This window comes from Pragia fontium, assembly GCF_900638655.1.
Taxonomy (GTDB): domain Bacteria; phylum Pseudomonadota; class Gammaproteobacteria; order Enterobacterales; family Enterobacteriaceae; genus Pragia; species Pragia fontium.
Genome location: NZ_LR134531.1, coordinates 1,757,216 through 1,777,002, shown reverse-complemented (window position 1 = coordinate 1,777,002; position 19,787 = coordinate 1,757,216). Strand labels below are relative to the sequence as shown.

General features: G+C 45.8%; 16 protein-coding genes. 3 read left to right on the top strand and 13 right to left on the bottom strand.

Going from position 1 to position 19,787, the window contains the following annotated elements; genetic code table 11:
- The first annotated feature begins 143 nt into the window (after window positions 1–143).
- Window positions 144–965, top strand: coding sequence for a posphoenolpyruvate synthetase regulatory kinase/phosphorylase PpsR (gene ppsR, locus EL341_RS07750; RefSeq protein WP_074823119.1), 822 nt, complete (start codon window positions 144–146; stop codon window positions 963–965).
- 371 nt (window positions 966–1,336) lie between these two features.
- Window positions 1,337–2,383, top strand: a complete 1,047-nt coding sequence (locus EL341_RS07745) for a 3-deoxy-7-phosphoheptulonate synthase (RefSeq protein ID WP_047780859.1) — start codon at window positions 1,337–1,339, stop codon at window positions 2,381–2,383.
- Between the two features lie 83 nt (window positions 2,384–2,466).
- Here EL341_RS07745 and lplA read toward each other — a convergent pair whose 3' ends face one another.
- From lplA to EL341_RS07725, 4 genes are all read right to left on the bottom strand, one after another.
- Window positions 2,467–3,483 carry a lipoate--protein ligase LplA gene (gene lplA / locus EL341_RS07740; RefSeq protein WP_126467508.1) on the bottom strand — a complete coding sequence of 339 codons (1,017 nt, stop codon included), beginning with the start codon at window positions 3,481–3,483 and terminating at the stop codon, window positions 2,467–2,469.
- Window positions 3,484–3,697: 214 nt separating this feature from the next.
- Complete coding sequence (locus tag EL341_RS07735; RefSeq protein WP_047780857.1) at window positions 3,698–4,063, bottom strand: VOC family protein; 366 nt, start codon at window positions 4,061–4,063, stop codon at window positions 3,698–3,700.
- Between the two features lie 108 nt (window positions 4,064–4,171).
- Complete coding sequence (locus EL341_RS07730; RefSeq protein ID WP_074823133.1) at window positions 4,172–4,861, bottom strand: helix-turn-helix transcriptional regulator; 690 nt, start codon at window positions 4,859–4,861, stop codon at window positions 4,172–4,174.
- A gap of 29 nt (window positions 4,862–4,890) precedes the next feature.
- Entirely contained in the window at window positions 4,891–5,355 is a 465-nt protein-coding gene (locus EL341_RS07725; RefSeq protein ID WP_047780855.1) for a C40 family peptidase, read from the bottom strand.
- Between the two features lie 319 nt (window positions 5,356–5,674).
- Between EL341_RS07725 and ltaE the strand changes: the two genes are divergently transcribed.
- The gene (gene ltaE / locus EL341_RS07720; protein WP_126467506.1) at window positions 5,675–6,730 is read left to right on the top strand and encodes a low-specificity L-threonine aldolase; all 1,056 of its coding nucleotides are present in this window, start codon (window positions 5,675–5,677) and stop codon (window positions 6,728–6,730) included.
- Window positions 6,731–6,887: 157 nt separating this feature from the next.
- Here ltaE and EL341_RS07715 read toward each other — a convergent pair whose 3' ends face one another.
- The 9 genes from EL341_RS07715 to tssJ form a co-directional block, all read right to left on the bottom strand.
- Window positions 6,888–8,021: a DUF6708 domain-containing protein gene (locus EL341_RS07715; protein WP_126467504.1), complete on the bottom strand. Its 1,134-nt coding sequence runs from the start codon at window positions 8,019–8,021 to the stop codon at window positions 6,888–6,890.
- Between the two features lie 110 nt (window positions 8,022–8,131).
- The gene (locus tag EL341_RS07710; RefSeq protein WP_126467502.1) at window positions 8,132–9,268 is read right to left on the bottom strand and encodes a DUF6708 domain-containing protein; all 1,137 of its coding nucleotides are present in this window, start codon (window positions 9,266–9,268) and stop codon (window positions 8,132–8,134) included.
- 241 nt (window positions 9,269–9,509) lie between these two features.
- On the bottom strand, window positions 9,510–10,637 hold the full coding sequence (locus tag EL341_RS07705) for a DUF6708 domain-containing protein (RefSeq protein ID WP_126467500.1): 1,128 nt from the start codon (window positions 10,635–10,637) through the stop codon (window positions 9,510–9,512).
- Window positions 10,638–10,830: 193 nt separating this feature from the next.
- Window positions 10,831–11,958 (bottom strand): DUF6708 domain-containing protein, encoded by a 1,128-nt coding sequence (locus EL341_RS07700; RefSeq protein ID WP_126467497.1) that lies wholly within the window; start codon window positions 11,956–11,958, stop codon window positions 10,831–10,833.
- Complete coding sequence (locus tag EL341_RS07695) at window positions 11,959–14,769, bottom strand: T6SS effector BTH_I2691 family protein (RefSeq protein ID WP_126467495.1); 2,811 nt, start codon at window positions 14,767–14,769, stop codon at window positions 11,959–11,961.
- Between the two features lie 12 nt (window positions 14,770–14,781).
- Complete coding sequence (locus EL341_RS07690) at window positions 14,782–15,657, bottom strand: DUF4123 domain-containing protein (protein ID WP_114986542.1); 876 nt, start codon at window positions 15,655–15,657, stop codon at window positions 14,782–14,784.
- Window positions 15,658–15,660: 3 nt separating this feature from the next.
- Window positions 15,661–18,774 (bottom strand): type VI secretion system Vgr family protein, encoded by a 3,114-nt coding sequence (locus EL341_RS07685; RefSeq protein WP_126467493.1) that lies wholly within the window; start codon window positions 18,772–18,774, stop codon window positions 15,661–15,663.
- 41 nt (window positions 18,775–18,815) lie between these two features.
- Window positions 18,816–19,229 (bottom strand): type VI secretion system baseplate subunit TssE, encoded by a 414-nt coding sequence (tssE, locus tag EL341_RS07680; protein ID WP_047780848.1) that lies wholly within the window; start codon window positions 19,227–19,229, stop codon window positions 18,816–18,818.
- A gap of 11 nt (window positions 19,230–19,240) precedes the next feature.
- Entirely contained in the window at window positions 19,241–19,783 is a 543-nt protein-coding gene (gene tssJ, locus EL341_RS07675; protein WP_053007570.1) for a type VI secretion system lipoprotein TssJ, read from the bottom strand.
- Window positions 19,784–19,787 lie beyond the last annotated feature (4 nt).

Genomic DNA, 19,787 nt, shown 5'->3' with positions numbered 1-19,787 from the left:
TTATAAATAGCGCACCTTGTTCGTAAACGCGCTTTTTATGTTCATTTTCAACAATGAATTGGCAATTATTTTATTTATATTGCTGAATAAGATCGGATAATGCTTTTTAATTAATGGCACTATTTCATTCACAGGGGAAAGCAATGGAACGTACGGTTTTTTTCATTTCTGACGGCACGGCAATTACCGCCGAAGTCCTAGGGCATGCGGTGTTATCCCAGTTTCCTATCAGCCTAAACCAGTACACCATTCCTTTTGTGGAGGATGTGGCAAAAGCCAACGAAGTTCGCCAGCAGATTGACGAGCTGTTTGAACAAACCCAGCTAAAACCCTTGGTGTTTTACTCTATTGTCTCGTCAGATATCCGCGCCATTATTGAGCAAAGTAAAGGTTACTGTCAGAACATTGTTCAGGCCTTAGTGGCACCGCTACAGCAGGAGTTAAACATTGAACCGCTTCCCTCCGCGCATCGAACCCATGGTTTAACTGAAAGTAACCTTATCAAATATGATGCCCGTATTGCCGCGATTGATTACACGCTGGCACACGATGATGGTATTTCGCTACGCAATCTAGAAGACGCTCAGGTTATTCTGTTGGGCGTCTCTCGCTGTGGCAAAACCCCGACCAGCCTCTATCTGGCCATGCAGTTTGGTATTCGAGCCGCTAACTATCCGTTTACCGCCGACGATATGGATAATATTCAGCTCCCTCAGGCACTAAAACCGTTTCATCATAAATTGTTCGGCCTGACCATCGATCCGGAACGCCTGTCGGCGATTCGTCAGGAACGTCGAGAAAATAGCCGCTATGCTTCACTGCGCCAATGCCGAATGGAAATTGCCGAAGTTGAAGCGCTGTATCGTAAAAACAATATCCGCTTTATTAACAGTACCAACTACTCCGTCGAGGAAATCTCCACCAAGCTACTGGATATTTTGGGCATGAGTCGAAGGATGTATTAAGGTTGAAGCTGAAACAGCGAAAGTTTCGTCCACTATCAGTACAGAGAATAAATTAACGTTGGCGCACGTGGCCGAGCAAAGGGCGTTAGGGCGTGCTCCCTCACTCAGTTATCGGCTGAATTCCAGCGCTCAATATAAAAGACCAAAGATAAAACTCACCGAACCCATTTCCTTAACCGAGCGGCATTAAATAACAGCATTTTTTCTGCCACAGAATCTCGCTACCAATTACCCTAACCTGCAAATTTTAATAAATAGCGACAAATTAATTTCATCCGCTATTTGCATCGATTGTTGTTTCCGTTATTGTGATATACATCACTTCCCGGTATCTCGCCGCTGCGAAGACAAGATTTAGAGAATAACGATCAATGAATAAAACTGACGAGCTCCGCACCGCGCTGATTGATAGCCTGGTGACGCCTGAGCGATTGGCACAGCAATTTCCGCTTACCGCCGAAATCAGTGCCAATATCACCCAATCCCGTAAACGTATTGAAAAGATTATTCACGGTGAAGACCGCCGTTTATTGGTGATTATCGGCCCTTGCTCCATCCATGATGTGGATGCCGCCATGGATTATGCCGAACAATTAAACGCCTTACGTAACCGCTATCAGGACCGGCTGGAAATCGTTATGCGTACCTATTTTGAGAAACCCCGTACCGTTGTCGGTTGGAAAGGTATGATTTCTGATCCTGGCCTTGATGGCTCTTATCAGGTTAATCAGGGGTTAGAATTGGCGCGTGACCTGCTATTGAAAATCAATAAGCTGGGTTTACCGACTGCCACTGAATTTCTGGATATGGTGATCGGTCAGTATATTGCTGACTTGATTAGCTGGGGCGCGATTGGTGCCCGCACTACCGAAAGCCAGATTCACCGTGAAATGGCCTCGGCTCTCTCCTGCCCGGTAGGATTTAAAAATGGTACTGACGGCAGCACAAAAATCGCCATTGATGCCATTCGCGCAGCACGTTCCAGCCACATGTTTTTGTCGCCGGATAAACGTGGTCAAATGAGCATTTATCGCACCAGCGGTAATCCTTATGCCCACATCATTTTACGCGGTGGTAAGACCCCTAACTATCATGCTGCCGATATTGCCGTTGCCTGCGATAACCTGCGTCAGTTCGATCTTCCTGAACACTTGGTGGTAGATTTTAGCCACGGCAACTGCCAAAAACTGCATCGCCGTCAGTTAGACGTGTGTGAAAACGTTTGTGAACAAATTAAAGCCGGTTCAATGGCGATTGCTGGCATTATGGCCGAAAGTTTTCTGGTAGAAGGCACGCAAAAACTACAGCCTGGACAGCCGTTGACCTACGGTCAATCCATCACTGATTCATGTCTGAGCTGGAGCGATACCGAAAGAATGCTATTTAATCTGGCAACAGCGGTAGATAGCCGCTTCTAGGCGATGATAGTGTAGATTGGCGACCCCGGTGCACACCGGGGTCTAATCTTTAAGCCGAAAAGATGTACTTTCGCGAGTAATCCCTAGCGGACAATCTCCGCAATCCAATGCCCTAACTCGGTTAACTCTTTTTTCTGTTCAGGAAACCGGACAATCAATTCCTCACAGCGTTTTTGTAGAGCATCACTCTGATAAAGGCAGCCGACTAAACTGTCTGCCAAGGCTTCTAACGGTGCTGGATTTAAGCTATCGGTAAAGATTTGGCTGCGGGTAAGCTGGCCTTTTTCCACATCAAAATGCAGTTCAACTCCGCCCCACACAAAACGCTGATCCAACAGATGGGTAAATGCCGGCGCCTGACCGAAATTCCATTCCCAACTGCTTTGACGGGCAAAGGTATCAACAAAGTTGGGTAAATCAGGTAGCGCATCCGGAGAGATATGTTCCGCTTCAACCTGCTCGCCATAATGCTCAAAGAACGACCTTATCACTGCCTCACACACTTGTTGATGGCTGATATTCGGTAACAGTTCACTTAAGTTTGTTACCCGCCCTCTCACGGAGGTAATTCCTTTGGCCTGTAGCTTTTTGACATCCGGATTTAAATAGTTGGCTAATCGGCTTAAGTCCGCATCCAATAACAGGGTTCCATGGTGAAATCCGCGATCCATGGTTTCCCGATAGGCCGATCCGGATACCTTTCGTTCCCCTTCCGGCGTCGCCACCACCAGATCGTTACGCCCAGAAGCGCTGGCACTAATTCCTAATGAATTAAGGGCATTAACCACAATCGCTGTCGAAATGGTTTTATCATATTCCGGTTTCCCGGCCATAAACGTAAAACAGGTATTACCCAAATCATGAAATACTGCACCACCGCCGCTGCTACGTCTGGCCAGTTTCACTTTGTCCTCTTCCATCCGGCGAGTATTACACTCTTTCCATGGATTCTGTGCCCGTCCGATAACCACCGTATCTGCATTACGCCACAGGAACAGCACCCTTTGAGTGGCTGGCATCTGGCGAAAAATGCACTCTTCAACGGCAAGATTAAACCAAGGGTCATAAGAATCAGAAATAAGCAGACGTAAACGAGACATGATGAAAATCCATCCAGCGAAACAAGAAACGCTATATTAACATGGATAATCTCGAACTGGCGTTGATTAAGCGGCGTTTCCACCGCTTAATCAAAAAGGTAAAAACCAAGAACGTGCAATTGTTGATTTATTCTCTGTACTGATAGTGGACGAAACTTTCGCTGCTAATAAACTTAACTGTTAACTGGCAGACATTACCCCAATAACGCGTCATTTACGCCACCGCAAAAACGCGCAGCCGGTGTCCATCTGGATCCAGTGCGGTAAAGGTATAACCAAAATCCATATGCTGCGGCGACTGAATAATGCTCACCCCTTTCTGCTGCCATTCACGGTAATAATTATCCACCGCTTCGGCGGACTCTACGGCAAACCCCAGTTCGCCACTGGCAGTAATTGCCCCCGCTTTAGGCTCAACGGTATGTTTAGACCATAACCCTAACAGAACATCGGATGAAAAGTGGAACATGGCAAAGGTATCTGACGCCTCAACCGGCGATTGACCAAGAATATGCTGATAAAAATCTTTGCTGGCAGTTGGATTATCCACATAAAAAATAAACATATTGGCGTTTAACATGATTCTCTATTCCTTAAGATAAATGAAATATCAATCGAGCCTGAACGGGCTCAGTGCTGATATCGGTATCTTAGGAGAATCGAGTGACAGTTTTTGTCAGTAGTTAACTTATTTACGCGGGATATTTTTTTGCCGATACCAGTCATTTAACAAGGTCTGACGACGGCGGGGATAGCGAATATCGGTCACCTTTAGTGAAGCAATGCGATCGACTCTAAAGTTACGGGAATCATTTCTTAGTTCGCACCAACCGACCACCAGTCTGACATTATCAAAAAAACCAATCGCAAAAGGCCAGATAGTCCGTTCCGTTTGCTGACCCTGTTGATCTTGATATTGAATAACTAACTTGCATTCGACCTCAATGGCGCGACGAATATCCAATACTTGCGGTTGACAGAAACTATGATTATCCGAGGGGCCAACCAATAGCGGAGACTCATCTAATCTATAGCGTAGCTCAGGCGTTACCACCGCGGATATTTTGCTCATCGCTTGTGTGGCCGCTTCCGCTAACTGTGCATCAGCGCGTTCAGCCACCCAACGAGCGCCTAACACTAAGGCTTCAATCTCTTGCGCAGAAAACATCAACGGCGGTAGAACAAATCCTTCCCGTAATACATAACCCAGACCGGCCTCACCTTCAATAATGGCACCTTGTGCTTGTAGGCTGCGAATATCCCGATATAGGGTGCGCAGGCTGATATTCAGTTGATTGGCCAGCTCGGCACCGCTAATCGGATAGCGGTGACCACGAAGCAGTTGTAGAAGCTGTAGCAGGCGTTCTGAACGGGACAATATGACCTCATAACATCATTGAGCAAATACTACAGTCGGCGTGATTGCCAATAGGCATTTTTCCAGTATGGGTTATCCAGCGATGAGGTCATCACCCCTTTACTGGTAGAGGCGTGCAGGAAGGCGCCACCGGCATCATAAATACCGACGTGCAAGCCGTTTTCTCCCCGCCCGGTTTTAAAGAAAACCAAATCGCCGGGCTTCAGCTCATCACGAGAAATTTTAGCCCCCACTTCTGCCTGAAGCTTGGTGGTACGAGGTAGGTTGATATTGAATTTATCCTGAAACGTTTTATACACAAAGCCAGAACAATCAATGCCACTACGGGATAAACCGCCATAGCGGTAAGGTGCCCCGTGCCATTGACGATGCTGTTCTTTTAGCTGGGCAAGAACGTATATAGGATCGGACAGTTTTCCACTTGGCGGTGGGGTATTACTGGAACAGCCTGCTAACACCAGCAATACCAGAAGCAATAAGTAACGTAAATGCATCGGCCTCTTTTCTCCACGCTTTATGCACATAACATGCTCATAATTAGCCTAAAACTACGCAAAACACAAGATTTCACGATAAATTAGCGGTATTACGCAACATCTTTTGCCAATTTCCCCCTCTGAGCGAACTATTTCCCCCCTATCTCATCGAATAATAACACCTCGATAAATAACCAAGATTAAAGGTGTCGTGTTACAACACATTATCAATCAGCATTATTTTCCAACACTTTTATCTTTTTACCCGACAGTCTGATGTGATACAAAAATGGTTATTATTCCTACAATATAAACGCCGAATGATAAGGTACCCAATATGATCGATCTTCGAAGTGATACCGTTACCCAGCCGAGTAAAGCCATGCGTCAGGCAATGGCCGATGCCGCCGTCGGCGACGACGTTTATGGTGATGACCCTAGCGTCAACCAATTAGAGCGTGAAGCCGCAACCCTTTCAGGTAAAGAAGCCGCACTGTTTCTGCCAACGGGCACTCAGGCTAATCTGGTGGCTTTATTAACCCACTGCCAGCGCGGAGAAGAGTACATTGTCGGGCAAAAAGCCCATAACTATATGTATGAAGCCGGTGGTGCTGCGGTATTGGGCAGCATTCAACCTCAGCCTATTGATGCCGCTGAAGATGGCACGCTGCCGTTGGATATCGTCGCCAGCGTGATTAAACCAGATGATGTTCATTTCGCCCGCACCCGTCTGTTATGTCTGGAAAACACCCATAACGGTAAAGTGCTACCGCTGGATTATCTCCATCAGGCATGGGCTTTCACCCGCAAAAAGAAACTGGCCTTGCACATTGATGGCGCACGCATATTTAATGCTGCGGTAGCCATGAAGGTGCCATTATCTACCCTAACCCAGTATTGCGACACCTTAACCATCTGTCTGTCAAAAGGTCTCGGTGCGCCGGTGGGCTCCCTGTTGTGCGGCAGCAGCGAATTTATCAAACAAGCTCGCCGCTGGCGGAAAATGGTCGGTGGCGGTATGCGTCAGGCCGGTATTTTGGCTCAGGGGGCGATCTATGCGCTACATCACAACGTCGAACGTCTGCGGGAAGATCACGATAATGCGCAATGGCTGGCAGAACAGCTAAGCGGATTGGGTGTTGAAGTGATGGCGCCGGGTGCTCAAACCAATATGCTGTTTCTGCGACTACCGGCCAATGAGGCCAGCCAGCTAGGCCCGTGGATGAAACAGCGCGGCATTCTGATGAACGCCGGGCCAGTAACCCGTTTAGTGACGCATTTGGATATCTCACGAGAAGATTTAATACGACTGGTGGACTTGTGGCGGGAATTTAAGGGACGGATTGCGACACCAGGTAGCGGCGATGGTGGTACCAGAACGATTTATGGTTGATGGGATTGAAATAAGAAATAAATAGTATCTGCGGTAAATACCGCAGATCTAGTCTGTTGTGATTAAGGCTGTTATTGATGCCTGATAATCCTCAATAACCTATTTTCAATTTATCGCTTGGTAAAACTCAGGCGCAATGAACAGAGAATACATCCTGCTAATCGATATTATCGGGTTTATCTTTAACTACGCGCTTTTTGCGCACTTTGGGTTTATCCGCCAGTTTGATTTCCCAACGATCGGCATTAGCTAACAGGCGTTCCTGGATCTCCGGTGAATAGTCATCCAACGTGGTGGTTTTCGGTCTGGGTTTACCGGCAAGTCCGGCGTCTTCGATATCTTGCGGCCAGCGCGGCTGCCAGCACAACAATTGTGATAACCAATAACCCACGCCTATCGCCGCCACCGCAGGAAAGGCCAGTATCGTCATCCATTTGGCCCAATTCTTACCGGTGGCTTCAAACATCGGGTAAAAACAGGGCAGCGGCCAGGGAAATAGCGAACTCACCTTCGGCTCCACTACGCTGTCCGGGCCATATTCCATATAGCGGCGAATAAATTCCGCTTCATTGGGTAAATCACCCAATTTTTCAGAACGCTTACCAATAAACTGCATTACCATATATGGCAATCCCGTAACATAAGGATGCCAGGAGATCATATTACGAATACCAATAGCTTTAGGATCTTCTTTACCATAAGCCAGTGGCCACTGCATTTGCTGCCATTCTAAGGCTAATAAGCCACCGCAGTAGCCTGGGCGCTGAATATAAACCTGACGAGTAATACGGTTAAAACGGACGCGAATATGGCGTAGAGTGAATAACTCCAGACGAGTAAACTTCCAGATTTTTTTAAAAAAATAGTACACTAATCCAGAACTCATACCAATAAAGCCAATAAAAGCAAAAACAAACCCTCCGTTGTAAAATAACAACTCAGGATCTTGTATGAACTCTAATATAAAAGCAAAAACAAAACCAATAAAAACAATGGTTAATGATATATAGAATAAAGAAATCAAGGTAATTAGCCCCCGTCTTTCCTCTAAAAAACCACCTCTTATCTCTAAATAACGCTCATTAAAGGCATAAAACGGGCCTTCGGAATAAGGGGTATCGCTAAACTGATATTGAGTATGATCCTGAGCTAACTCCTTCTTGGCCTTTTCCGGATCAATTTTATATTTCTTCTTCCCTTTATCGATAATATTATCTATTTCTTCATTTTTTTTTCTTCGTTCTTCAGAAGCAACACTGTCTTCCCAAAACTGCCATTCAATATAATACATACTCGTCTCCCGTGACTAATATCATCATTGCTACCTGATATTCCTCAATAACCTATTTTCAATTTATCGCTTGGTAAAACTCAGGCTCAATGAACAGAGAATACATCCTGCTAATCGATATTATCGGGTTTATCTTTAACTACGCGCTTTTTGCGTACTTTGGGTTTATCCGCCAGTTTGATTTCCCAACGATCGGCATTAGCTAACAGGCGTTCCTGGATCTCCGGTGAATAGTCATCCAGCGTGGTGGTTTTTGGTCTGGGTTTGTCGGCAAGTCCGGCGTCCTCGATATCTTGCGGCCAGCGTGGCTGCCAGCACAGCAGTTGTGATAACCAATAACCCACGCCTATCGACGCCACCGCAGGAAAGGCCAGTATCGTCATCCATTTACCCCAATTCTTACCGGTAGCTTCAAACATCGGGTAAAAACAGGGCAGCGGCCAGGGAAATAGCGAACTCACCTTCGGCTCCGGTACGCTGTCCGGACCATATTCCATATAGCGGCGAATAAACTCTGCTTCATTGGGTAAATCACCCAGTTTTTCAGAGCGTTTACCGATTGCCTGAGTAACCAGATAAGGTAATCCCGTAACATAAGGATGCCAGGAGATCATATTACGAATACCAATAGCCTTAGGATCTTCTTTACCATAAGCCAGTGGCCACTGCATTTGCTGCCATTCTAAGACTAATAAGCCACCGCAGTAGTCTGGGCGCTGAATATAAACCTGACGAGTAATGCGATTAAAGCGGACGCGAATATGGCGTAGAGTGAATAACTCCAGACGGGTAAACTTCCAGATTCTTTTAAAAAAGTAGTAAACTAATCCAGAACTCATACCAATAAAGCCAATAAAAGCAAAAACAAATCCCAAGTTGTAGAATAGTAATTCAGGCTTTCTTATGAACTCTAATATAAAAGCAAAAACAAAACCGATAAAAACAGCGGTTAATGATATATAGAATAAAGAAATCAAGGTAATTAATCCTCGTCTTTCCTCTAAAAAACCACCTCTTATCTCTAAATAACGCTCATTAAAGGCATAAAATGGCCCCTCGGAATAAGGAGTATCACTAAACTGATATTGAGTATGATCCTGCCCCAATTCTTGATTTGCTTTCTCCGGGTCAATTTTATATTTTCTTTTACCCTTATCAAATTCTGCAACCAGCCTTTCCGTTTCCTGCCGCTCTTCTTGGCTTTGTACTGCCCGCTTCCAGAATTCCCATTCAATAAAGTACATCATCACCTCCTGTGACTAACACCGTCATTGCTGCCTGATAATCCTCAATAACCTATTTTCAATTTATCGCTTGGTAAAACTCAGGCGCAATGAACAGAGAATACATCCTGCTAATCAATATTATCGGGTTTATCTTTAACTACGCGCTTTTTGCGTGCTTTCCAACTGGTTTGGCTCAAAAATATAGATACTGCTCGTTATCACAATAAGCCTGATTCAAAAATAGAGCGGCCACCGCGTCCCTTTATTTTGCTGGTTCTACATCCGTACTCGCTGAACTCTCTTTATCAATATCCCAATAGCTGGCGTTATCCCGCAACTTTTGCTGAATATCGGGCGGATAGTCAGTTAATTGAGTTAACGGCGGTAGCGGCATACCGGGTAATCCCGCCTGACGGATCACTTTAGGCCAGCGCGGCTGCCAGCACAGCAGTTCCGACGCCCAATAGGCCATACCCAAAAAGATCATCACTGGCGTAAGAAATAGCACCAACGGCAGCTTCATTATCCCCGGCGTCAAACGATACAGGCTGCCGACGGTTTCCATATGGGCGGAAAAGCCATGCCAGGGCAGCGGCAATAGTGACGCCTTGCGCGGTACTGGTAGATTCGCCGGCCCTTCTTCCATATAGCGACGAATAAATTCCCATTCGTCCAATAAATCTTGATGAGTCGCCATTTTTCTACCAATTGCGATTTGAACGCAGTATGGCAGGTTTGTTTTATAAGGGTGCCAAATCAGTAGATTCGGCATGCCCATACCATCTAAATCATTTTTATTTGCTGCCGCTTCCCCACCTTCCGCAACGGCACAAATAATATCGTCCCAACGCAAAGTAACATTGCCACCACAATAGGCCGGCCGTTGAATATATACCTGACGAGTAACTCGGTTAAAACGCACACGCATATGCCTTAAGGTAAATACTTCCAGTCGACTCAGATAGCGTCCATAGCGGATAGTCAAATAAGTTACCCCCCCTCCCGTTAATAAAAACAGAACAAGAGCAACACATTCTTCAACATAATTATATGGATTTTTATTTAACAAACTATCCGCAATATCAAATACGCTATATATTGCAAAACCTATACAACCAATTAATATAAGCAGTGTAAATGCGGTAATCACCCCACGATAATTCTCCATAAATCCTGCTCTAATTTCCATAAAGCGATCGTTATAGGCATAGTAGGGGCCAAAGGGTCGCGGGTTATGACTCACCGTTGACCGCGTATAGTCAGCTTTAACCAAGCTTGCCGGATACCCTCCACCTCTATCTCCCATTTTTTTATCAAAGGCCCGAGTATCCTTACGCATATTTTCATCGCCTGTTGCATCGCGCCAAAACAACCATTCTACCAAATACATTTAAATACACTCCTCAACGGCTAAGGATAAGGTCCTCATTTCTTCCTCAATATCTGCGTATTTATCTTTTAGCTCTCGCCGCCCAAAACAACAGCGCTTAAACCAACTTTCTAACTGGTTTGGCTCAAAAATATAGATACTGCTCGTTATCACAATAAGCCTGATTCAAAAATAGAGCGGCCACCGCGTCTCTTTATTTTGCTGGTTCTACATCCGTACTCACTGAACTCTCTTTATCAATATCCCAGTAGCTGGCGTTATCCCGCAACTTTTGCTGAATATCGGGCGGATAGTCAGTTAATTGAGTTAACGGTGGTAGCGGCATACCGGGTAATCCCGCCTGACGGATCACTTTAGGCCAGCGCGGCTGCCAGCACAGCAGTTCCGACGCCCAGTAGGCCATACCCAAAAAGATCATCACTGGCGTAAGAAATAGCACCAACGGCAGCTTCATTATCCCCGGCGTCAAACGATACAGGCTGCCGACGGTTTCCATATGGGCGGAAAAGCCATGCCAGGGCAGCGGCAGCAGTGACGCCTTGCGCGGTACTGGTAGATTCGCCGGCCCTTCTTCCATATAGCGACGAATAAATTCCCATTCGTCCAATAAATCTTGTTGACTCATCATTTTTTTACCGATGGAAATCATAACTCCAAACGGTAAACCAGTACGGTAAGGATGCCAGACGATAATATTGGGTAATCCCATCCCTCCCGTATCCTCCTCCCCAGATACAGGCTGCCCCCCATCCGCGACATCACAAATAATATCGTCCCAGCGTAAAGTCAGGTTACCACCACAATAGGCCGGCCGTTGAATATATACCTGACGAGTAACTCGGTTAAAACGCACACGCATATGCCTTAAGGTAAATACTTCCAGTCGACTCAGATAGCGTCCATAACGGATACAAAAATAGCTACTGCCCCCAAATAATAATAATGTATAGCCAATAACAAAATATAACTCACCTGTTTTATCAGGCTCCTTATTTATTAATTCATCGAAAAAATTAAATAGCCCATATACCATTAGCCCTATACAACCAATTAATATAAGCAGAGTAAATGCGGTAATCACCCCCCGATAATTCTCCATAAATCCCGCTCTAATTTCCATAAAACGATCGTTATAGGCATAATAGGGACCAAAGGGCCGAGGGTGGTTACTAACCGAGGGCTGAGTATATTCCGCTTTAATGACCCGGGCGGGTAAACGTCCCCCCAGACTTCCCATGCGTTTATCAAATTCATTAATCTCTTTGCGCCGGGCTTCATCCGCCAGCGACTCACGCCACAGTATCCATTCAACTAAATACATTTAAATACACTCCTCAACGGCTAAGGATAAGGTCCTCATTTCTTCCTCAATATCTGCGTATTTATCTTTTAGCTCTCGCTGCCCAAAACAACAGCGCTTAAACCAATTTTCCAACTGGTTAGGCTCAAAAATATAGATACCAATAGTAGCAACGATAATAATAATTCCCAGATAAGGCACCCAGACTAACATGCGAGGTATGCTAGCCCGAATAACGCTCGATGTAGCAAAGTTAAACAATGCTCTGGATAGAAACCTGTTGATATTTCTTTGTGCTGTTTGGCTAATATACTCTAACCAAACAGCTGAAGCCTCTATCGCGATGGTATAGCGCAAAGCCGTATAGGCAACTAAAGCCACAGCTCTGGTTAAATAACCAATGAATAATATATTATTACCATTATTTATCGCATCTTTTGCATCAATAAAATCCGATATCGCCAACGCCCCACCGGCAATAAAATTCAGCGTGCCCCCCCAAAAAGAGAAGCGCCCAAGATAAGAGCAGGTGCTATTTCTGACCATAACCGAATTCTCAGCGTACGCCAGCTCAATATAGCTGGCATATACGCTAAAAGCAGTGGCGCTTAAAGTAGTCACCCCTGCGGTTAAGGCTAAATAATCTTTACCTTCCGCCTTAAACGATGCCACCAAATTCAGCAAAACTACGCTTTCTAATATGGCTAATCCGCCATTCAACCTAACCTTGTAAAAATTGCCTATTGCCGGATTCTCCAACGCACGTCTTAAATTGGTTTCAACATAGCCTCGGGCATAGGTTCCTTTTCTTTCTGCTAAATTGATATTTACCTGATTAACCCCCTGTCCCAGTTGCTCCAAAATATTAAGCTGTATTGCCCTCTGGCCAATTGAAGCGATAATCATATTGGTAAACCTCCCAACCAGCAGTCTATCCAAGCGATTAGTCGCAACCCCTCTTAAGAATGCACGGCCTAAATCGGCAAATATAACGGCCAGCATCGCAACACGGTGATTTCTAATATATCCCCGCTCAATCATGTCATCGACTTGACCGAAAAGCGTTAATAAGGAGTCTAAATGCGGGCTTGCGCCTCTAAATAGTGCAATCACGGAAATATCATCGTCTACGGAGGAGGATTCGGATGCGGATTCGGATGCAGATGCAGAGGCAGAGGCAGAGGCAGAGGCGATATAATTGTTGAGATATTTTTCTGCCTTTTTCTGATTAAATAAGTAGGCTCGCCAGCATAAATTACTGTTATCTGAAAAATCCGCCGTCCACCAACGATCTAAGGCTTCACTTAATAGCGGACTCGATGAAATACCAAAAAAACAGCGCCCGACCTGTTCAGAAAACAGAATTCCTTGTTTGATATCTTGCTGATCATAAACATCTAAGTGTTTGATTAAACGCTGGGATTGCAACCATAACAGTACGTCTTTATCTCTTGAGACCGTATACTGATTAGCCATTTCAGTCCGTTTATTCAGTTCGCTTTCAAATTCGGCCAATTTCTGTTTATTTAACTGACTCCAGTACTTATTTTCAAACTCCGCCTTAAACTCCGCCGTTTTCTCAGCGCCAGATAAAACTCGTTGGGTATCGGACTGTATAAAAGCAATTACTTTTTCCCTATACTGCTTTTCCATCTCTTCAGTAAATAAATAATTTTCGTCCCTCATGGCATCAATCGACTGGTTCGCTTGCTCGATACTTCTTTTCGTGGCTGTCGCTATTCGCTTTTCCCGATAACTATTTTTCAAGTCTTGTAACTTCTGGAAAATAATATATTTTTCTTCATTGGTATAGCCTTCGCTATCCACTTCCTGAAACCAGTCTTTAAATTGCTCATCATAAACTTTATTGCGCCAATCAGATAATGACTGAGTAATGCCAATAGCATCATTGATAACAATGCCTGCACCATTATGCTGACTAAGCACTTCAATTAATTTAGGATAGCGGCTAGTTGTCATATCAATGGTCGGAACGCTAAATAACATATCGCTATAAGGTTTATTAATACTTTCCTTATCTAACTTTGGTACGGGCTTTCCTGATATATTCTCGACTTCTTCGATGAGTAATTGTGCGTTATAAAATTTTTTTGCTATGTGTCCGCCCCGATCATATTTCTTTTTAGAGAAATCAGCCAAATAAAACTCTAAAACATATGCTAATAAATCTTCTGGCTTAATCACATCTAATCGATTTTCATCCGATGTATTCACCGATAATTTTATCTGTTCAGGCGTTATCGATTGTAATTCCGTTTTTCCCTCACCCTGATAGTAATCCAAACGCGACTTGGTTATTTTATCTGGGCTAAAAACGATTGATATTAGATTAATCTGGTCAGAATGTTGGAAATTAATGCAGGCCGCGTTAACACCATGAGTTGTCACATCGCAATTAAATTTTGGTGGTGTATCAGGTAAACATTCTGGTTCGGCTTCAGACAGGCAGCCCTCGGCACTAACCGTAAAACCTCGCCACCGAGTTAATGATTCTCTCTCCTCCAAAACGTACAGATAACCTTCCCTCAGCATTTGAGTACAATAATGAGATGAGTTTAACGGCATTGGGCTAAATTTCCCTTCAGCCCCGCTTGGTAAAGGTAATACCGGAAAGCCCTCTTCTTTACAGGTCACCGCATAGCGCAATGGCAACAGGAAAAGATCGCCCTCTTTCTGACAGGCCGGGCATCCTCCGGCATCGTATTTGGAAGACTTACACCCTGAATTAAGCGCGATGGATGAATTACTCGATATCTGAGCACTTACACTACTCACCGACGGTAAAGCTGCATTATTGGTTTTTTGTGTCATGATATTGTCCCTTTATATCGTCATCCAAAATTCATCCGACTTTTCTGAAAAAAATTCGATTAATGGCTTATTATTCTCTACCGCTTGTTTAACCATTTTCTTAATTTCAAAATTAGCGAGTATGCCTTGACCATAAATCAAACCAAACTGGGCAAAAACTAAAATATCCTGCCCTTCGGTTATATTAAATTGATTAGTATAAATTAATGCAGCATCCAGAAAACTTTCCTGAGCAGAGGTCAACGGAGCTGGATTAAATTGACTGTAAGCATCCAGCACCAAATTAAACCATTCTATATTAGAGATTTTCATCCATTGCATTCGATTTAACTTAATCAGATCATCCCCTACGGTATATCTTGCACTGTGCTCTATAACGACTTCATTCTTGTAACGATTTAAAAAATGCCAACTATCAATAACCCCTAACAAACTATCTATCTGATGATTAGATAAAATAGAAATAAGTCGGCTCATAACTCTTGGGTCATAATAACGAAACAACCAGTCGTCTGAATCATGCTTAAGCAATAATATATTTGATAAATGCCGTTGAAGATCGTCACCATGTTTATGGCTAAACAACCAACCACAAATTGCGTTACACTGTTTATCATCTTCTGCGGTAACAATAAGGTTTTTAATAATATCTTGCTGCTCTAAATTAAAACAAAGTAACTGCAAAGGGCTGTCATCATGATTGGCGGAATCAGAGATATTCCAATAGCCGTCATTGCCTGCCTCCAATTTCCAATTGCCAATAGGAACAGAACCAGCCATCGTATCAATCAAAAAAAACACTTTTCTATAGCCTTTAGCATCAGCATAGTTTGTTATTGAACTCAATATATTTTTATTGATATTGGAATACATCAGTACATCAGACATACATTAAGTCCTTTTAACAACAGCAGAACCCTTGTTTGCCGCCTGCTGCTGCTTTGAGCCACATATAGCGGCTAATGTTTTATCACTGGATAACGACGACGCTCCCATCTTCTGCAACGCAATCGACTTCACCACCACATTCTTCGGACAACCCAACTCAATCCCTCCCGCTTTTAACTTGATATACCCTCCACCGCAGTTCAGCACCAGCTCATCTTTGGCGCTGATAATCACCTTACCATCCACACTGGCGATCTCCATATCCTGCTTGGCCGCCAGTTGCATGGCATCATTCTGCGCCTGCATTTCGACCTTGCCCTGATTCGCAAACAGCTTCATCCCTGACTGGTGGGCAAACAGACTAATGGCATCTTCCGCCGCTATCGTCAGCTTTTTGCCCACGCCGATATCAGCGTTGCTACCGGCGGTAAGATAGACATTACGCGATGCCGCCAACTGCATATCCTCACCGCTAACAATACCGATGCCGTCCGGCGCACTAACCAGTATCGCGCTGGCGGTTAAATCCTTTAGCTGTTGCTCTATCAGGGCTTTCTGCCCCTCGATTTCGGCCACCAGCGCTTGTGCCTGCTCCGCTGCATGATTTAATCCCTGCATCTGGGCGTAAGCCTCTGCCAACAACTGCATCGCCGCAGCCATCTCGCGCACCTCACCCTGCGCCGTAGGTTGCCCGTCAGCACTGATAAACAGCCCTTTATCCGCCCGAATTGCGCCCCATTCATCGCTGCGTAGTTCAAATCCTTCCCCACGCTGCTTACGCTCGCCATCCACCAGATGACCAAGATTAAGCTGGGTTTTACCGTATTCGGTGGCGACTTTGATATGTTCTTTGCCGCGTTCGTCATCCATCCGTAGCTTGTTATTGGCCGGGGTGCGGATAACGTTGCGTTTATGGTTGGCGGCAGTGACTAAATCCGGATGACGTGAGTCGTGCATACCATGGGCGATATACGGCCGATCCGGATTCCCTTCAGTAAAGGCGATGGCCACTTCAGTCCCATCGATTAACGGAAAGTGCATACCATAAGTTTCACCGGCGTACGGCTTAGCCAGCCGCATCCACAGGCTTTCTTCCCCTTTACGCCATGAGTCGTTCAGGTCGAAGTCCATCTTCACCCGATAACGTCCCTGCACATCCAGATAGCCATAGGTGTCATTATCCGGGCTGGTCACCCGAGCCGGTAAAGTACCGCTAATGGTTGGCCAGGCTAAACGTTCCGGGCGATAAGGACGTAATACATCGTAAGGTATACCGGTAAAGCTAATGACATAGGCCTGCTGACGGTCACCGGCACTTTCCACCGAAACAATCAGAATACCGCTGCCCGCTTCATTAATCGGTGAGCCGGTCACGGTTAATATCTGGCCTGGCGCCAGATGAGATAAAGTGGTTTTACCGCGAATAGTGATTTGCTCGGTCATAAAACGCTGATGACGCAGGCGGGCATACCAAGCCCCTTGACCAACCCCATCGGGTTCTGCGGCACCAGATCCGCTACCGTTTTCACCTGCGCCAGTCAAACTATTAAGCAGTTCGCCACCTTTATCCGCTAATCCTCCCAGCGAACCACTGACGCTATCTATCGCCCCTTTAGCCTGACCTGCAACCTGTTGTGCCGCACCGCTAACCGCTGAACCCACGGAACTGGCAGCAGAACTGACCGTTGAACCAACAGCACCAGTCACACCACCGACCGCGCCCCCCACGGAACCGGCAACGCCACTGAGCTGGCTGACGCCGGGAATATCCCCCAGACCGCCCGGTAGCATATTACTAAACTGGCTTAACAGGTCATCCTGAGCATTGCCGCTGCCAACAACCTCGCCTTTATCCCGGTAGTGCTCGCCGTAAAGATACTGACGACCGCGGGTGGTGTTATCTTTCTGGGCACCGTTGACCTCAGACTTCATTCCGGTCTGGGCGTTACGGTAGTTATAATCTTGAGTTAATACGCTTTGTGGCACGGTCTTGCGGGAAATCGACATCTCCCAGACCGACTCGATACCGTTATCGTTATTGCCCGATGGCTGACGATAGCTGGCGGTCGGGCCGTCCTGATATTGCTGTTCTGAATCGCCAAACACCACCACATCGCAACTGTGTTTGGCATGGCTTTCAAAACGAAACCAGATACCGCTGTCCGCCAGCAGACGGCGAATAAAGGCTAAATCGCTCTCCTGCCACTGAGTAATGTACTCTTTAGTTGGATAGCTCTCATTGAGCTCAAAGCGAAAGTCTACGCCCGTTAGTTCATGATTGCGCAGTACTGCTTCTACCACCTGAGGGATGGTTTGGTTCTGGTAGATGGCACTGTTCAGGGTGTTATCCAGCAGCGCCAGTCGTGGGGATAAGGTGATTTCATAGCGGGCTTCATCGGCAGAAGTGGACAATTGACTAAAAGCCGTCACTACACCATACAATACCCGGGATTCGCCTTCACCACCGGTTAGTGAACTGACCATGCCACCGACAGAAGAGAGAGAGGATAGACCAGAACCAACTTTGTCTAACGCTCCCCCGACTCCGCCCAGCAAACCGGAGGCTTTACTGGCCATACCGCCAACAGAATTGGCCATACTGCCCAGCTTACCCGCCGCCGAACTCACCTGATTGGCAATGCCCAGCCCTTTATTGGCTATCTGACTAACGCGATTAATGGAAAAACCACCGGCTGGCGCATTAAAAGCGCTACCAATTTTATCGCTGAACATGCCACCAAAGGCATTAAAGGCCGACATCAGCTGATTGCTCAACTGACCGGCCGCACCACCGAGGCTACTGACACCACCCGGCGCCAGCGCAAATACCGCTTTCTCACTCAGTACCTGCTCCATGGTCAATCCGTGCTGAGCGGTAAACTGGATCACATACTGCCACGGTTCGCTCAGGTGCTCGCGCCCCTGAACGCTTAATACCGACAGTGAAGTTGACAACCCATCAATAGCCAACTGATAACGGTTTAAGCCATCATTCAGCGAAGAGAAACTACTGGCGGCACCTTGCTCGCCTGATAGGCCGCCCAGGCCGCCCAGGCCGAAAGCCTGAAGCTGCTCATCCAGTAGATCTTTACCTTTTTTTATCAGTTGATCTTTCATCTTATATCCTTATAGATCATTGATTCTTATATATCGGCTAATTACCTTACCGTTAACCGCCGTAAAACCGCCCGCCCTTCCGGCATAAAATAGGTGCCAAAACGCACCAGCCCAATCTCTTTTAAGTGGCAGGTCAGCAGATAGCTGAGGATCATATCTTTATCACCCGGTTCAAGGCTGAGCTCGACGGCATATAAGCGCGGTTCATACTTCAACAGCGTATGCTGAATAGCGCGCATCAGGCTGTGGGCCGATGAAGGTAGCTCCTGATAAATCAGGCTGAGGTCAGGTAAGCCGTAATCGGGGAGATATTTAATCGCCCCCGCCCGGCTATTGAGAATGCGCTGGATATTATCCATGACGCTTAAAATCGTTTGCGTCTGTTCATTCACTTCATCGACATCAATACCAGACTTAAAGCTCCCCATCAGGGTTTCATACAGTGACGGTCCCATAATTTCCGTTCCTATTTCAGCGGAACCAAACCAATTGCATCATAGTTGGCAATCAGTAACCTTGGTTTATCAGCGTCCAATTCACTACGCTTAATCACGACCTTCCAACTGCCTTCAGTCAGGTCTGGTTTACGAAACAGCGCCACAATACCGACATAATCCGCTTCTTGATTCATGGGTACATCAAGCGACACCGCCGACGCCGGATATAACACCACTTCATTTCTGGCTAACAGATCAACACTTAGCGTTTTATAATCATCTTCCAGCAGTTCCTGATAGGTGGCCTTATCAAAGTTCTCCACTTTGCCTAATTGATATACCCGGATCATCAACGAGGCTGGCGCTTCTTCATCTCCGGGATTTAGCTGGGCGCGAGCGGCAAAATCCAAATGCAATATATGAATTTGTTTAACAAAAATTGCTTTGGCAACGCTGACCGTTCCTTCCTTGGCGGATTGAATCGCACCACAGCCGGAAAGGACTACACCCGCCAGTAATAAGACGATCCCTTTCAACATTCGCGTTAACTGGCTGTTTTTATGTTTATTCATTATT

Bases quoted from the DNA above. Each gene is read 5' to 3' on its own strand.
- EL341_RS07695 (WP_126467495.1), bottom strand. From the start codon at position 14,769: ATGACACAAAAAACCAATAATGCAGCTTTACCGTCGGTGAGTAGTGTA.
- EL341_RS07735 (WP_047780857.1), bottom strand. From the start codon at position 4,063: ATGTTAAACGCCAATATGTTTATTTTTTATGTGGATAATCCAACTGCC.
- lplA (WP_126467508.1), bottom strand. From the start codon at position 3,483: ATGTCTCGTTTACGTCTGCTTATTTCTGATTCTTATGACCCTTGGTTT.
- EL341_RS07690 (WP_114986542.1), bottom strand. From the start codon at position 15,657: ATGTCTGATGTACTGATGTATTCCAATATCAATAAAAATATATTGAGT.
- EL341_RS07745 (WP_047780859.1), top strand. From the start codon at position 1,337: ATGAATAAAACTGACGAGCTCCGCACCGCGCTGATTGATAGCCTGGTG.
- EL341_RS07725 (WP_047780855.1), bottom strand. From the start codon at position 5,355: ATGCATTTACGTTACTTATTGCTTCTGGTATTGCTGGTGTTAGCAGGC.
- ppsR (WP_074823119.1), top strand. From the start codon at position 144: ATGGAACGTACGGTTTTTTTCATTTCTGACGGCACGGCAATTACCGCC.
- tssJ (WP_053007570.1), bottom strand. From the start codon at position 19,783: ATGAATAAACATAAAAACAGCCAGTTAACGCGAATGTTGAAAGGGATC.
- EL341_RS07710 (WP_126467502.1), bottom strand. From the start codon at position 9,268: ATGATGTACTTTATTGAATGGGAATTCTGGAAGCGGGCAGTACAAAGC.
- EL341_RS07705 (WP_126467500.1), bottom strand. From the start codon at position 10,637: ATGTATTTGGTAGAATGGTTGTTTTGGCGCGATGCAACAGGCGATGAA.
- EL341_RS07700 (WP_126467497.1), bottom strand. From the start codon at position 11,958: ATGTATTTAGTTGAATGGATACTGTGGCGTGAGTCGCTGGCGGATGAA.
- EL341_RS07685 (WP_126467493.1), bottom strand. From the start codon at position 18,774: ATGAAAGATCAACTGATAAAAAAAGGTAAAGATCTACTGGATGAGCAG.
- EL341_RS07715 (WP_126467504.1), bottom strand. From the start codon at position 8,021: ATGTATTATATTGAATGGCAGTTTTGGGAAGACAGTGTTGCTTCTGAA.
- ltaE (WP_126467506.1), top strand. From the start codon at position 5,675: ATGATCGATCTTCGAAGTGATACCGTTACCCAGCCGAGTAAAGCCATG.
- tssE (WP_047780848.1), bottom strand. From the start codon at position 19,229: ATGGGACCGTCACTGTATGAAACCCTGATGGGGAGCTTTAAGTCTGGT.